Annotated in this window: 20 protein-coding genes and 1 tRNA gene; 6 read left to right on the forward strand and 15 right to left on the reverse strand. The window is 56.7% G+C overall.

Translation table 11 applies throughout. The annotated features are described in order from the left end of the window. Positions 1 to 3: 3 nt before the first annotated feature. The 12 genes from ACSYSS_RS01470 to ACSYSS_RS01525 form a co-directional block, all read right to left on the reverse strand. Positions 4 to 291: a hypothetical protein gene (locus ACSYSS_RS01470; protein WP_491703754.1), complete on the reverse strand. Its 288-nt coding sequence runs from the start codon at positions 289 to 291 to the stop codon at positions 4 to 6. Beyond that, entirely contained in the window at positions 288 to 1,892 is a 1,605-nt protein-coding gene (locus ACSYSS_RS01475) for an HK97 family phage prohead protease (protein WP_491703755.1), read from the reverse strand. Before ACSYSS_RS01475 ends, ACSYSS_RS01470 begins: the two co-directional genes overlap by 4 nt. Next, positions 1,879 to 3,015: a phage portal protein gene (locus ACSYSS_RS01480; RefSeq protein ID WP_491703756.1), complete on the reverse strand. Its 1,137-nt coding sequence runs from the start codon at positions 3,013 to 3,015 to the stop codon at positions 1,879 to 1,881. The genes ACSYSS_RS01475 and ACSYSS_RS01480 overlap by 14 nt, the downstream gene beginning before the upstream one ends. A gap of 120 nt (positions 3,016 to 3,135) precedes the next feature. Next, a complete protein-coding gene (locus ACSYSS_RS01485; RefSeq protein ID WP_491703757.1) occupies positions 3,136 to 4,575 on the reverse strand; it encodes a hypothetical protein in 1,440 nt (479 codons plus the stop codon). Next, complete coding sequence (locus tag ACSYSS_RS01490) at positions 4,565 to 4,876, reverse strand: hypothetical protein (protein ID WP_491703758.1); 312 nt, start codon at positions 4,874 to 4,876, stop codon at positions 4,565 to 4,567. Before ACSYSS_RS01490 ends, ACSYSS_RS01485 begins: the two co-directional genes overlap by 11 nt. Before the next feature lie 160 nt (positions 4,877 to 5,036). After that, entirely contained in the window at positions 5,037 to 5,774 is a 738-nt protein-coding gene (locus tag ACSYSS_RS01495; RefSeq protein WP_491703759.1) for an HNH endonuclease, read from the reverse strand. Next, positions 5,767 to 5,970, reverse strand: a complete 204-nt coding sequence (locus ACSYSS_RS01500) for a helix-turn-helix domain-containing protein (protein WP_491703760.1) — start codon at positions 5,968 to 5,970, stop codon at positions 5,767 to 5,769. Before ACSYSS_RS01500 ends, ACSYSS_RS01495 begins: the two co-directional genes overlap by 8 nt. 12 nt (positions 5,971 to 5,982) lie before the next feature. Then, positions 5,983 to 6,354, reverse strand: a complete 372-nt coding sequence (locus tag ACSYSS_RS01505; protein WP_491703761.1) for a hypothetical protein — start codon at positions 6,352 to 6,354, stop codon at positions 5,983 to 5,985. Further along, positions 6,338 to 6,625 (reverse strand): hypothetical protein, encoded by a 288-nt coding sequence (locus ACSYSS_RS01510; protein ID WP_491703762.1) that lies wholly within the window; start codon positions 6,623 to 6,625, stop codon positions 6,338 to 6,340. Before ACSYSS_RS01510 ends, ACSYSS_RS01505 begins: the two co-directional genes overlap by 17 nt. A gap of 395 nt (positions 6,626 to 7,020) precedes the next feature. Further along, positions 7,021 to 7,212, reverse strand: coding sequence for a hypothetical protein (locus ACSYSS_RS01515; RefSeq protein ID WP_491703763.1), 192 nt, complete (start codon positions 7,210 to 7,212; stop codon positions 7,021 to 7,023). Beyond that, a complete protein-coding gene (locus ACSYSS_RS01520; RefSeq protein WP_491703764.1) occupies positions 7,205 to 7,378 on the reverse strand; it encodes a hypothetical protein in 174 nt (57 codons plus the stop codon). Before ACSYSS_RS01520 ends, ACSYSS_RS01515 begins: the two co-directional genes overlap by 8 nt. A gap of 2 nt (positions 7,379 to 7,380) precedes the next feature. Further along, a complete protein-coding gene (locus tag ACSYSS_RS01525) occupies positions 7,381 to 7,506 on the reverse strand; it encodes a hypothetical protein (RefSeq protein WP_491703765.1) in 126 nt (41 codons plus the stop codon). Between the two features lie 114 nt (positions 7,507 to 7,620). Between ACSYSS_RS01525 and ACSYSS_RS01530 the strand changes: the two genes are divergently transcribed. Continuing rightward, the gene (locus ACSYSS_RS01530) at positions 7,621 to 8,259 is read left to right on the forward strand and encodes a hypothetical protein (protein WP_491703766.1); all 639 of its coding nucleotides are present in this window, start codon (positions 7,621 to 7,623) and stop codon (positions 8,257 to 8,259) included. 91 nt (positions 8,260 to 8,350) lie between these two features. Here the strand turns inward: ACSYSS_RS01530 and ACSYSS_RS01535 are convergent, their stop codons facing one another. The 3 genes from ACSYSS_RS01535 to ACSYSS_RS01545 form a co-directional block, all read right to left on the reverse strand. Next, the gene (locus tag ACSYSS_RS01535; protein WP_491703767.1) at positions 8,351 to 8,533 is read right to left on the reverse strand and encodes a hypothetical protein; all 183 of its coding nucleotides are present in this window, start codon (positions 8,531 to 8,533) and stop codon (positions 8,351 to 8,353) included. Next, positions 8,533 to 8,772 carry a helix-turn-helix domain-containing protein gene (locus ACSYSS_RS01540; RefSeq protein ID WP_491703768.1) on the reverse strand — a complete coding sequence of 80 codons (240 nt, stop codon included), beginning with the start codon at positions 8,770 to 8,772 and terminating at the stop codon, positions 8,533 to 8,535. Before ACSYSS_RS01540 ends, ACSYSS_RS01535 begins: the two co-directional genes overlap by 1 nt. Positions 8,773 to 9,115: 343 nt before the next feature. Continuing rightward, positions 9,116 to 9,189: transfer RNA gene (locus ACSYSS_RS01545), tRNA-Met, on the reverse strand. A gap of 281 nt (positions 9,190 to 9,470) precedes the next feature. On the opposite strand from ACSYSS_RS01545, the gene ACSYSS_RS01550 reads away from it, so the two are divergent. From ACSYSS_RS01550 to ACSYSS_RS01570, 5 genes are all read left to right on the forward strand, one after another. Then, positions 9,471 to 10,505 carry a homoserine O-succinyltransferase gene (locus ACSYSS_RS01550; RefSeq protein ID WP_491703769.1) on the forward strand — a complete coding sequence of 345 codons (1,035 nt, stop codon included), beginning with the start codon at positions 9,471 to 9,473 and terminating at the stop codon, positions 10,503 to 10,505. A gap of 492 nt (positions 10,506 to 10,997) precedes the next feature. Then, positions 10,998 to 11,810, forward strand: a complete 813-nt coding sequence (gene atpB / locus ACSYSS_RS01555; RefSeq protein ID WP_491703770.1) for a F0F1 ATP synthase subunit A — start codon at positions 10,998 to 11,000, stop codon at positions 11,808 to 11,810. Positions 11,811 to 11,977: 167 nt separating this feature from the next. Next, entirely contained in the window at positions 11,978 to 12,205 is a 228-nt protein-coding gene (gene atpE, locus ACSYSS_RS01560; RefSeq protein ID WP_491703771.1) for an ATP synthase F0 subunit C, read from the forward strand. A gap of 87 nt (positions 12,206 to 12,292) precedes the next feature. Then, positions 12,293 to 12,823, forward strand: coding sequence for a F0F1 ATP synthase subunit B (locus ACSYSS_RS01565; protein ID WP_491703772.1), 531 nt, complete (start codon positions 12,293 to 12,295; stop codon positions 12,821 to 12,823). A gap of 77 nt (positions 12,824 to 12,900) precedes the next feature. Next, positions 12,901 to 13,728 carry a F0F1 ATP synthase subunit delta gene (locus tag ACSYSS_RS01570; protein WP_491703773.1) on the forward strand — a complete coding sequence of 276 codons (828 nt, stop codon included), beginning with the start codon at positions 12,901 to 12,903 and terminating at the stop codon, positions 13,726 to 13,728. Positions 13,729 to 13,777: the final 49 nt, after the last annotated feature.

Genomic DNA, 13,777 nt, shown 5'->3' on the forward strand with positions numbered 1-13,777 from the left:
GGGTCAGACACTACGTAGAGGGTCTGTGGAAATACGGAACGGCTGGGTCTCGGAATCGGCCACATCCATGACGCCGAGCTTGGCGCTGCGGCTGTTGTACAGATCGCTGGCGCAGCTCACGATGCAGTCGTCCTCAACGGTCTGCGAGACCTGCTGGCCGCTGATGGCGCTTTTCACGTATTCGCGTGCCGTCTTCAGACAGGTTGCGATGCGGTCGTCGTCACCTGCGGGCAAGGACACCTCGTCGCGGAGCCGTTCGGTCAGCTCGTCAGGCTTTTCCTCGGTGCTCATGCTGCGTCTCCGGCGAATTTGATGGGGATAAGACCCTCGGCGTGTGTGGCTGCCATGGCCATGTAGCCATAGACGCTGTAGCTGTTGGTCAAGGTTGTGGGATCGCCGTCGGTGAGCTGGGTGGGGCCACCTGCCTCCCAGACGGTCACCGATTCGGGGTCGATGAAGCAGGCCGTGCCCGCAGGCGCTTTGGGGAGCATCTGCACCGGTACGCGTAGGAAGCGGCCGGCGATGCCGGTCAGGTCGAAATCGCCGAGTTTGTCGGTGCCACTGCCTGAGAGGTCAAAGAAGCGGTCGCCGGTGTCCTTGAGGTTTACCAGTGCGCTCATCACGTCCTTGGATACCCCCAGACGGGTCAGGTTCACGTTGAGATCGTCGGCAAGCTCGGCAGCGTCGATGATGAGGTCTACCCACTGCTTGATGGTCATGTCGTCAACGGCTGCCGGGGCCTCAATTCGATTGGAGTCGCTTGTGGCGTCCCGCTGGGTGGCGATGGTGTCGTAGAGATACTTGCGCACTGCGTTCTCGGTGTTCTTGGCATAGGCGTTGTTCAATGCCTTGAGTGCGGTGTTGAGCATGGGCGTGGTGCTGCGCTCGATGGTCTGTCGTGAGAGCTTGGTCCATCCGCCATAGGTGTGGATGCCTACGGACTTGGTGCCGAAGGTGATTTTGCCGAACTTTAGGTCGTCGCCTTCGGTTTCCTGCTCGCCGGCATCCATGGTGTCCGAGGTGACGATGTTGTACTCCATCGTCATGCCCTTGGCCGGAAGGGAATCGTGGGTGAGCAGGTTGGTGACCTTGCGGCGTTGCTCGATGAGCTTGAGCTGGTCGGCTATCCATGTGGTCGTGTTGCCGGTGTCCTTGGTGACGATCATGTCACGGCACTCGTGCATGAGCTTTGCTGCTTCCTCGTCGCCGTGGGCCACCGCGAGCAGATAATCGCCTGCCGAACGGTATTCGGCTCCGAGTTTCCTGGCTGGTTCGGGGTTCAGCCCTTTAGCAAGCGCCGTCTTCATGCTGCGTTGCTCGTCTGTGATGGCGTCGAGCTTCTCTTCGATTTCCTTATCCACTTCTGGCTCCTTTTCGGTTGGTTGCTGGTTGTTGGATGTCTGGGTTCTCTGGCCGGTGATGTGAGCACCCGGATAGGCGGGCGTGCCGCAGACGGCCACTTCGCACAGGTCGATTCTGCGACGGTGCACCTCGGTCACGCCGTCGTCGCTTTCGGTCATGAGGTTCTCCACGGGACTAAACCCGATGCTGAACGCGTCATACACTCCGTCCCGCACGAGCTGGGCAGTCTCCCTGGCCGATGCCGTGTCTGAGAGCTTCGCCGTGATGTGCAGGCCGTCGTTCTCGCGGCTCATGCCGGTGACCTTCCCGACCAGCTCGCCATGCTCGCGGCTGATTTTCACGTCACGGCTGCCGAAATCGCAGTCGGGGTCGATGACTTCCGCATAGTCGCTGAAAAGGCTGTAACGGGTGTTGAATGGCACCGCGATTCCAGTCAGTTCGGTCCCGTCGCCTTCGTTCGCCTCACGAAGCTCCACGCCCTTTATGTCCAGGGTGCGCCGCTCCATGAGCCTTGCGTCATTCTTGTCCATTACTTACCTCCGTGGCTTCTTGTGTCTGTGGTGCCGCGATGAGTGGTGCGAGTCCCTCGCGCGCCCGCACCTCGTTGGGTTGCATCCAACCCGAGTCCAAAGCCGTCTTGTAGGCGTTGAACCGATCGGACATGTCGGCCCTGCGGCTCGAATCCCAGTCGAACCGTGCTTCGCGGCCTCTGGGGAGGAGTCGGTCGAAAAGCTCCTCGATCTCGCCGGTGTAGGCCTGGAGCGTGTAATCGGCGAACTCTATCCAGCTCTGCTCGATGTTGCTGTAGGTCAGGTTGCTGCCGTCGACCGCGGCCAGCATGATGCTCGCCGGAATGCCGAGCAGGCGTGCGATCTGCGTGGTGTCGAACTTTTGGGTCTCCAGAAACTGCAAATCCGCGGGCTTCATGTCGATGGGCACGTAGGTCAGGTTGTCGCCGATGAACCTGACCTCGCCCGCCTCGCCCACGGAGTTCCAGTCCTTTTTGGCCTGTGCGACCCATTCCTGCGAGATGTGTTTGTCGGGCTTCACGTATGCCTTGATGTTGCTGCCGTCTTTGTAGAAGCGCGCCTTGTAGTCCTTGGCCATCTTCGCGCCCTGCACCTCCTCGCGTGCCGCCGAGATGGGGCCGAGGCCCCGAAGACTGCCGGGCACGTTAAGGAACTTGCAATGCACGACGTCATCCGTCGAATAGTTGTGGCCCAGATAGCTGTAGCACAGCTTCGGGCTGGCGGGGTCGTGGCCGTCGTCGGTCACGGTCACCAGCGAGGGCGGCAGCACCTCGCATGACACAATCTCGCCGTCGAAGCGTATCAGGCGCACGAACGCGTTGCCGTCGAGCACCATGCTGGCCACCATGTCGCTGATGAAGTCCCTGCGGCTTCGGTCTACGTCGGGCTTAGCCACGAGGCTGCTCACGGTGTCGAGCTTGAGCCCGTTACGAACTTCGTTGATGGGCAGGCCGGCGATGGCGGTCTGGAGCACCTGCACACCGCGGAACACGGTGGAGAGAGTCAGCGGGTCGTAATCCTCCTCGCGTGCCTTCGGCTTGATGCCGTCGGGCATGCCCTCGCCGGCCTTGGCTCCACGGACCACGAACCGCGTGCCGGCCTTCAGCCGCTGCCACAACCCCATCTGTTCGTTCATGCTGCCGATGATGCACCGCAGGAGCCCGCAGCGCCAAGCCGAAAGCCGTCAAACGCGGTCAAAGGGCTCCAAATGAGGTCAAATGCCGTCAAACGCGCTCAAACGACGTCACAGGATGGTGATGGGGCCGTCGTCCTCCGGCCTGTGGACGGCTCCCCAGGCGGCGAGCATGCAGCTTTCCAACGGCGATGTGAGGCCTGCCGAACCGCGACGGGTCACTCGCCAAGCGTCACCGCTCCATGTCCTCGCGCTGTTGGCCGCACTGGCATCGAGCTCCTCGTCCGAGGCGTGCGATGCCGTACGGTTCTGCAAGCCGCTGACAAACGCCTGGCCAACGGCCAGATAATCCGCAGGAGCCAGTTCCACGAACTCGATTGCCGGCTCTCCCTGTTCCCTCATCGAGGCCAAACGGTCGTGAAGGTCGTTGTTGGGGCCTCTGCTGTCCATGATGACCGGCGCGTGATAGGCATCGCACAGCCTTTTCACTTCGTCCGGCGCCGAACCTGTGCCGTCGAAGATCTTGAGCAGCTGGACGGTGACGGTGCCGTCGTCGTTGCTGATTCCGGCGCTGATACTGGTATGGGTGGCGTCCACATCCACGGCGACGCCGAAGACGACCGCCCTTTCGCCGAGTTGGCTGGATTCCACTGGTGTAGTTTCGGTCGCCGCCCAAAGGTCTTCGGGGATCACCCTGTCGCTGATGCCCTCGTCGCGCCGGTTGCCGAACGCTCGCGCCCAGCCTGCCGGGTTGCCCTTGAAGTCTTCGTGGAAGTCCGCGAGTTGGGGCTTGTACCAGAGGTAGCCCGCTGCGGGATGGTAGCGCATGATCGTTTCGAGGTCTTCGGGGTCTGCGTCCTGCGGGATGCCGAAATCGAACCAGCAGGTGCGGCGTGGCACGTCTCCGGCCCGTAGCCCGTCGAGCACGGAGTTGAAGTAGGTGCTGTCGGCGGTGCCTTCGGTCGAGGTTATCCAACGTTGCGCGGTGAATCCGGTGCGTTTGAGCCTGGTGTTCATTGCCGGCTGGATGGCGTCGATGATGGTGTCCCCGGCCTCCTTGCTCAGTGTGAAGGCCTCGTCGATGGTGACCTTGTCGAGCTGTTTGCCGTGTGCGGCTATCTTGGTCATGGCCATGGGGCTGATGGTGCTGCCGTTGCCGAAGGTCACGCTCATGCCGCCGTTGCTGAATCTGAACTTGTCCACCTTTTGCGAGAGACGGCTGCGGCGCATGGTCTCGGCGTATTCCTTGAAATGGTCCTCGGAGTCCTTGCCGGTCTGTGCGGCGTAGATGATTCGCCGACGTTTGCCGAGGCTGGCGTTGTAAGTGTCTGAGGCATCCACGAGTGCGGACTTTCCGCATTGGCGTGGTGTGGAGATCACCACGGTGTCGTAATAAAAGCTTCCGGTCTTGGGGTCGATTTCGGTGGCGATGTCGGCAACGTAACGCTGCCATGGCAGGAATGGGGTGCCCATCATCCTGGCCACGGCCGCGAGGCGTTTGCCGTCGTTCCTGCGCTCAGGGTTGGGTTTGGTTCCGCCTCTAATCCTCATCGCCGGTCCCGTTCCAGACTTCCTCCACGTCGTCGTCGGCGACGGTTTCGGTGGGGTACATGTCGCGGATTTTCCACAACGCGTCGATGTATTGGCCCATGTTGCGACTGATCTCCTTGCCCTTGCGGTTCTGACTGTCGATGTTCTGGGCCAAGGAAAGCAAAGACTGGCAGAGCCCGGCACGTATGGGGTCGTCCTCGGGATGGCTTTCCTCGAGGTTTCTGACGATCTCGCGCGTGACGCGCTCCTGTTCGCCTATCTCGCGTCCGGTGTCGTTGTCGAAGCCTTCTAAAAGTGGCATGGTTTGCTCCAAACTGAATAAGGGTGTATATTCTGTTATTGGAAGCAATTCGTCGCAATCCTTGGTATTACCGAGGTTTGCGGCGTTTTTTTATTTCGTTTCGGGGGGAGAAAAAACTGGGCGCGGGGTCTTCAAGCCGCCGGCTGTTTTAAAAAACCGGTCACCACTGCGGCCGAGTCGAGGCCGCGACCGGCTTCGAGCGCAGGCCGAGCCGCACAAGCTGTTCACGGCGCCGAGCCTGGCGAATGTCCACGAGTTCCTGCGTGAGGTGCAGCCCATACCATCGGCGCGCCACGAGCTCCTCGCCATGCGTGCGCTCATCGTCCCTCAGCCGGTCGAACACGACGGATGCGCCAGGGTCCACCACATGCAGCTGATAGTCCAACGCCACCCACTCGTCAAGCATCCTCGGATGCCGACTGCTCGACGGCACGGACTTGATGACCCACACATCCACCGGGTCGCCCAGCCTCACCAGCCTGGCATAGGCTCCCCGCCAGGCACCCTGTGTGGCAGCGACCAACGGTGCAGGACGATCTCGGCGTATGTCCACATCGGGAGCGATGGCGCGGGCGATGCGGTCGAAGTCCAGCACGATCGCACTGGGCTCCGCATGCTCGGACACGAACGTGCTCTTGCCGGCCTCGGGCGGACCCATCACCACGTGGATGTTCGCGCCATAGCCGCTGAGCACCCTGTCCTGACGGCTCGCGTTGCAGTGCTTGCAGGCCCTGCGGATGTTCGCCACAGTGTCCTGGCCTCCAAGGTGAAACGGCCTGATATGGTCGTCTTCCTCGCCGATGCGCGTGCATCCAGGCAGTCCGAGCCAGCACTCGTTGCCCCACGTGGCCAGCACCTCGCGGTGAATCTTCGGACTGACGACCTGCCTTCTACCCACGGTGCCTCATCCCCCTGCTGCGCTGAGTGAGCACGAACTCATTGACTTCGGACTCCGCGTACTTGACACGGCTGCCAATGCGGATAGGCTCAGGCCCATAGTGCGGGATGCTCTCACGCCAACGCCTCAGCGTGCTCTCCGAGACCTTCAGACGCCGACACGTCTCGCTGACTGTCAACAATGGAATCGATGACATTTGCTTCCTCCTCTAGAAGAGCTCCTGCGGGCCGAACACGGGTTCGGGGCGTTTGTAGGTCTTGTTGCGTTGGTTGAGCCGTGCGATCTGCCCGTTTGCCCAGCGTCTGAACTCGCGCGAGTCCACGCACCACGAGCCGGACCGCTCGTAGACGTGCAGGCCGAGCGTCTGTAGGCTGTGCAGCTCTATCGGGTTGCCCAGGCCCAGCGGTCCGGCGCATTGGAAGGCCATGAGCTCGGTGCTGCCGATTTTGCCGGCCACTTTGTCGATGTCGTCGGCCATGGTGCGCAGCGCCTGCGCGGCCTCGAACGGGTCGGCGTACTGGCCCATGGCCTCGGCCAGCGTGGTCTTTCGTTTTGTGGCCATCTCAATCGTCCTCCACAAGATATTCGTAGCTGTTCGTGTATCTGGCGAGCTGTCTGAGGCACGCCTCGGTCTGGTAGATCTTCTCGTGGCCGTTCCTGGCGATGTGCCTGGGCAGGTTGCCGTTGTGCACGAGCTTCTGGAGCTCGTTGTCGCTGAGCCCCGAACGCTCGAGCAGGCTGCTCCGGCTGACGGTCGCGACCTTGCTGCGGTTGAGCTTGTCGAGCCAGGGGAGCAGTTTCCGCGACTGCTGTCTGAGCATCGAGTCGAACCCTTGTCTTCCGTATCCCATCTCGTTTTCCTTCCGTTTGGTTTCCATGTGACTTTTGGGTGGTGAGTGCTGGAGAGGTCAAGACCCTGTTCAGGCCGGCAAAGCGCACGAAGCGCTTCGAGAGCATGAACACGAGTGGGTCTCAACAATGGCTTTCGGTATGGAGCCGGCCGTCGATTGCAAGAGCGTCCGAAGACGCCGGGAATGGTCCCAACGGAGAACCCGCACACGGGGGTGCGGTGTTGCTGCCAGATTCCGCCTTAATCAGCGTCCTCCGCCGGTCTGGAGCAGAATTTCGTCCCTCGAATGGCGCGACTGCCACGCGCCTGGCGTTCCCGGAGCTCGTCCCGGGCAAAGCATGGCTGGGGTACGCCCTACGCCCCGTCAAAGCCGTTCAATTATGCGAAACAATCGTTCTAATCCGGCGCGTCAGGGCAGCCGTCACGCAGCCAGCGCTCCTGGCGGGCCAGCGCGTCCAGGCACTGCGCCTTGAGCATCGTCACCTCGTCCGTCGAAAGGATCGTCGAACAACGATGCCGGCCATCCTCCACGTTCAGCGCGAACGTGCCCAGGTATTCGTAGCTCATCGAGATGCTCGTCTTAGCCATTGTCGGCTCCCTTCCTGGCCAGCGCGTGGTCTATCGAGGCCCTCAGATGCCTCAGCCGCTTCTCGTTGGTGGCGATGTACTGATAGTTCGAGTCCATCGTGCTCGTTATTCGCAGGAACAACACCTTGGTTTCGTCGTCGTAATCGGCGTCGAAGTTTGCAACCATGTTTAGTCCTCCCTCCACAGCCACTGCCAGAATCCGCAGATGCTCGCGGCCAGCAACATCAACAGGAACATCGGCACATACAGCGTGGCCACGAAGAAGCCACGCAACACCTTTTTCAGCACCTTCATGACCTCACCTGCCTAAGCGCATCTGCTTTGCAAGCAGAGGGTCTGAAAGTTTGAACCTTCCTTCGCGGTAGGATTGAATTGCAGTACAAAAGCAACCAACGAAGGAAAGCAAGAATGAAAGACCAGATCGCAATCGTCGTGTCGATACTGTCTTTTCTGATCGCGCTGATTTCGCTCATACGAACGATTCGGCGACACACGGAGGCGTCGTGGGCATTCTTCCGGGTCGACGACGCCGGGCTCGAAGAAATGGAACAAGCCGAGCTGATGCCGCCCCTGAAGGGGCTCGTCGGCGATAAGCCGATGAGCGTCATACTCGCCATAAACGATGGTGACGGCGATGCCTTCGACGTGCGGGCTTTCGGGCACAACTGCATTGTGCACATAATGAAGTGGGAGAAGCTGCCCGACGGGGACCCGGACAGGCAATGGAAGAACGAGGAAATGACCATGTGGCCGATCGTCAAGACCGGCGACACGGGCGTGAACATGATAGTATGCCCGCTGGAAGGACAGAGCGAGATACCCGATGATGCCGAGGTATGCGTGCACTGGACGAAATCACCCACAAGACTCCGCAAATGCGGATATGAACACAGTCCCGTATCGGGCAACGTGGACTGGTGGAACGACAAGGACTGGCAAGTACGCCACCGAATAGCCGAACGCTGCAAGCTATGGCTGGCACACCGACGTTTCCACCGCCGCCCACAGGACGCCACGACCACACCGACCACACCTTTTGTATCCTGAAGCATCAATGCATCACCTCAATCAATCCACGAGAGAACGCTGAGCACGATCGACAACAATGAAATGATGATCACGACATCGTCGATATCCATCACCGCACCTCCATTGGTTCGTGGGAAACGAGACGTGCGCTCACCTGCGCGTCGAACGCGTCCTGACGCGCCTTTGCAGCCGCGTCCAGCGCGTCGTGGGCATCCCACAGCGCGACCAGCGACGCAAGCAACGCCATCGCCGACAACGCCAATGCCAGACTCGCAAGAATCTCAACACTCATTACTTGACCTCCATTGGTTCACGCGCCATCAGCACATCTGTACTGACGTCAAATAAGTTGGCCAAAGTTGCAATATCCTGAAGTGTGAATTTTGTTGTTCCCGCAAGTTTTTGCGAGATGAGAGAACGAGTAATGCCAAGATGACGTGAGAGTTCTGCTCGTGACATGCCGTTAATTTCCAGAAGATGATTGATGCGACTAATCATCTCTTTGTAATTACAACCTTGTTGTTTAGCCATACTATGCACTATAGCACAAGTTGAAAAGTGTAAGTGCACAATTTCGGTAGTGTGTAGTAAAAGTACTCATTTTGGTGTAATATGTTCAGTATGACTACACAAACAAAGGAAAAGCCGGACGTAAAGATTTCGCTGGAATCAGTAATATGCGCAAACATGAGAGTTGCTTTAGCGATACGCGATAAAAGTAAGGCAGATTTATCACGAGCTCTTGGCGTGTCGCGCGGCTTGATTTCGCAAAAGATGAAGGGTGATACGGCTTGGACTATTCCAGATATGGAAAAGGCCGGTGAATTCCTAGGAATTCAACCGGCCAAGTTCCTTGAGCCCAATGGGTTATTAGTAGCGGGGTTAGGATTTGAACCTAAGACCTCTGGGTTATGAGCCCAGCGAGCTACCGAACTGCTCCACCCCGCGACGGTTGTCAAAGACAACATTTCTATAATACGGCTAAACTGCCAAACGTCAAATCGACTATGCTCACAGCGTTTTACCACAGGATGTTTCCGGATTGCACCCATTTTGTCGCCATTTGCTGGGCAATGCGTACGATTCGGTCGAAGAACCCTTTTTGTGTCTGTAACGTAGTCACTGGTGAATCCTCGACTCTCGACGGGTTCATTTCGGTTATCAGCTGGGTTGTATGGCGTGCTGCCATGTGTTCACGCCCGTCCGCAAACCCCGCAATAATAGGTGTCATGCCTATCAAGATTCCCAGTGATTTACCGGCTCGCGACATCCTCGATTCGGAGCGTATTTTTGCTCTTGAGAAGCCGGATGCCGAGCGTCAGCAGATACGTCCGTTGAGATTGGTGATTCTCAATCTGATGCCCAAGAAGATCGAGACCGAGACTCAGCTGTTGCGCCTCATCTCCAAATCACCGCTTCAGGTTGATATTGATTTTATGCAGACTTCGACGCATGAGTCTACCCATGTCAGCGCGGACCATCTCGTAAAGTTCTATGAAAAATTTGATGTGCTGAAGAACAATTACTATGACGGTCTTGTTGTCACCGGTGCGCCAGTGGAACAACTGGAATTCGAACAGGTCGATTATTGGCAGGAGCTTACCGAGATTCTCGATTGGTCACAAACCCACGTTTTTTCCACCATGTACTTGTGCTGGGGCGCCATGGCCGCACTATATTACCGATATGATGTGCGGAAGGTCAATTTCAAGGAAAAGCTGTTTGGCGTCTTTCCGCAGTTTTTGCAAGACGAGTACTGTTTTCTGACCAATGGATTCGACGAGATCTCTCTTCAGCCTCACTCTAGGTTGGCTGGAATCAGGGAGGAGGATGTAGCTGCTGATCCTGATCTTCAAGTACTCACAAAGGGACCTGAGGCTGGTTCCGGCCTCATTGCGACCAAGGATTTTTCTGAAGTGTTTGTATTGGGGCATTGGGAGTACGGCAAATTTACATTGCGAGACGAGTACGAACGCGACAAGGCCAAGGGCCTCAAGAACGTTCCATTCCCACGTAATTATTTTCCGCATGACGACCCTGCATTGGAGCCGCTGTTCTCATGGCGGGCCCATGCCAACCTCATCTGGCGCAACTGGTTGAACTGGGTGTATCAGACCACTCCGTACGATCTGACGCGGGTGCCCGGGCTTCGCGCCAGCAGGCAGCTTGGTACCGATCGCGCCATTCGTCATGCGCCGGTGTCCCCACGCTCTGATGGTTTTGTCCCATTCGCCACTGACGGCTATGGCTTGCACAGCTGCTGAGAATCATGATGTGTGCAGCTGCATTGTCGTTATTGTACCTGCTGAACTGAAAGTGTCTGAATTGTACGCACTTGGATTGATGAGTTCGTAAATGGGTACATTTTGGACGGAAAAGAGGGAATTTCTGACTGAAACGTACCTGTAAAGTTGCCAGATATGACGGCGTACGTACGATTCGGTCGGTCTGTATGAGGTATCTCGAAAATTCTGCTGTGTATCTTTACGATTTTTGTCTGTTTGCCCTGTAAGAATCGCTCTATACCCCTTGGAAACATTTGGAAACGACGAAAATTCAAGTTGAATTACCAATTTTCCCAAAAGTGTGTAGAATCACTTCACGGTTGTTCGAGGTAGAGGGACAGGGTCAATCCAACGAGGTCGCCCCTGCCTTTTTTATTTCCGCGGAAATGATGGGGTGAATGAGGCCGATGTCTCACATCTCCTTCATGTGGCGTAGACTCGAATGTCTGAGATCTTTATTGGGAGGCGTACATGTTTAAAACGGTGAGCAATGCTGTAACGCTTGCAGCCGGTAACGGCGCTGATTTGCCTTCAGTCAACGACTTCCTGCCTCCTGAAATTCTGTTCCAGGGCACGCCGTTCGCCATCAACAGGATCATGCTTGTCCGTATTGTGGCGACGCTCGTGTTGTTGGTCGTACTTGGCATCACGGCGGCACATGCAAAGCTTATTCCCGGCCGCTGGCAGGCGTTCATCGAGTGGGGTATCAGTTTCATTCAGAACAGCGTCGTTTACGAAATTATGGGCGAGCTACGTGGCAGGCGCTACGTGCCGATGATCGTTACTCTGTTCTTCACGATTCTCGTGTTCAATGTGTGTGGCGTGATTCCTGGTGCCAACATAGCCGCGACTGCCACCATCGCCATGCCGCTGGTATTTGCGCTCTGGACGCTGTACCAATACTGGGCGGCGGGCATCCGAGAGAAGGGACTATGGGGATTCATTCGTGATGAATGCTTCACTCCTGGGGTGCCTCCTTTCATTTATGTGTTGCTGGCTCCGGTGCAGTTGTTTGAAATCGTCATCGTCCGCCCGCTTTCGCTCACCATCCGACTGTTCGCCAATATGGTTTCTGGTCACTTGGTGCTTGCCACTTGCCTGGCGTTCGCCAATTACTGGATTGTCGAATTCAGCAACAAGCTCGCCGGTATCCCCGTTGGCGGCCTTTGGCTTGTAGGCGGTCTTGTGATGACGTTGTTCGAGCTGTTCGTGGCGTTTCTTCAGGCTTATGTGTTTGCCATTCTTTCCACGGCGTACATCAACCTGAGCTATCCGGAGAACTAATCCACGCGGCCTTAGCCTTGTGCCACAGCCACGGTTACAGAATTTATAATTAAAAACACATAACTGAAAACAGTTGGTTTATTTGGTTTGGAATATCCATTGTCTGCCACCCGTTCGGTGTGACGGTCTGAAATGAAATTGTTCCATTCCCAAGAAAGGAAACACAAATGGGTATCATCTCCCTTGCTGCCGTATCAGGTAACCTGAGCATCCTTGGCTACGGCTTGGCCGTTCTTGGTCCAGGCCTCGGCTTGGGCATGTTGGTCGGGCACGCGCTTGATGCCACTGCTCGTCAGCCTGAGATGGCTGGAAAGATTCAGACGCTCATGCTCATCGGTGCTGCAATGGTCGAGCTGCTCGGCTTACTGGGCTTCGTAGCCTTGCTCATCGTCTGAGTGGCAGTGAAAATGATTCGGTATGGGTGCGCAAACGTTCGGTCTGTGCACATATGCACGATATGGAAGGTATGAAAGGAGGGCTTCATGGTGGAATTAGCCGCTAGCGGCGGATTGCAGTTGTTCATTCCCAAGGTGTATGACATGGTGTGGTCTCTGATCATTCTCATCATCATTGCGGTGTTCTTCTACAAGTTCTTCATGCCCAAGTTCAACGCCATTTTCGACGAACGAGCCGAGAAGATTGAAGGCAATATCTCCAAGGCCGCCAAAGCCAAGGAAGACGCCGACAAGGCGAAGAAAAAGTATGAAGATCAGCTCAACAGTGCTCGCATGGATGCTTCGAAGATACGTGATGATGCACGAGTCGAGGCCAAGCAGATTGTTGCTGATGCACATAACAAGGCTGACAGCGAAGCGGCTCAGATCACTGCCGCCGCTCAGCGTTCTGTCGCATCTCAGCAGCAGCAGGCCATGGTCAAGCTCAAAGGTGACGTTGGTACATTGGCAACGTCATTGGCAGGCAAGATTCTTGGTGAAAAGCTTCAGGATTCCGCTGTGCAGTCCAACATGATCGATGGGATGATCGACGAGCTGGAGACCAAAGACAAAAAGTAGCCGCTTACATGCACTGGCTGTGAGGCTAGAGCAGAAGAGATTGGTGACATGGATGAAAGACCGAGGAGGTGAACCAAATGCGTGGAGAAGCTTCATTGAGCGCAGACCGTCAGTCGCGTGACTTATTGGCTCCCAAGCTGCGTGATTGCGGTGTGGAGACATGGAGGATTGGCGAAGAACTGTTCGTCATGACACAACTTCTGGATGAGAACGCAAAGGTGGAGCAGTCGTTGACTGATCCCAGTCGCCCGACGAGTGACAAGGTGACGTTGCTGAACAACATTCTTGGCGGAGAGGTTCATCCATATACGCTTGAGGTTCTGCAGGATTTGGTAGGACGTAGGTGGAGCAGGGTCTCCGACATTGCGAATGCAGTGGAGGACTTTGCCGTTGATGCCATGATGTATTACTCTGACGCCACGAAATGCACTTTGGCGGTCTCCATTGAGTTGGCTAAGATTGAATCGTCACTACTTAATTCACCAGTGCTCTGCTCGAAATTGGCTGATTCGTCAATCTCGGCACAGGCTCGTGAGAACCTTCTGGACAAGGTGTTTGACAGCAGCGATCTCAATAAGGTCACGATGTGTCTTGTGAGGCATTTGGTGTGTTCCCCACGTCACAGAACATTGCTTACGTCCTTGCGCTGGCTCATTGCAAAGTTTTCCAGGCACATGGGTGCATCCATGGTCACGGTTACAGCGGCAACTCAACTCAGCCACGATCAGATCAGGCGTCTTATGGAGCATTTTTCTGCACAGCTTGGCCATCCGGCCCATATCAATCTTATGGTCGACCCCTCGGTGATCGGCGGCATGAGAATACAGATCGGGGATGACGTCACCGACCATACGGTCGCGGCTCAACTTGCCTGGCTGGAACGAAGCATAAAGACCAGCATGTAAACAACGGCCCTCGGGTTTTGGCTTTGTGGTCAATGGGCTTGAGGACTTA

This window comes from Bifidobacterium sp. ESL1118 (genome assembly GCF_058505595.1).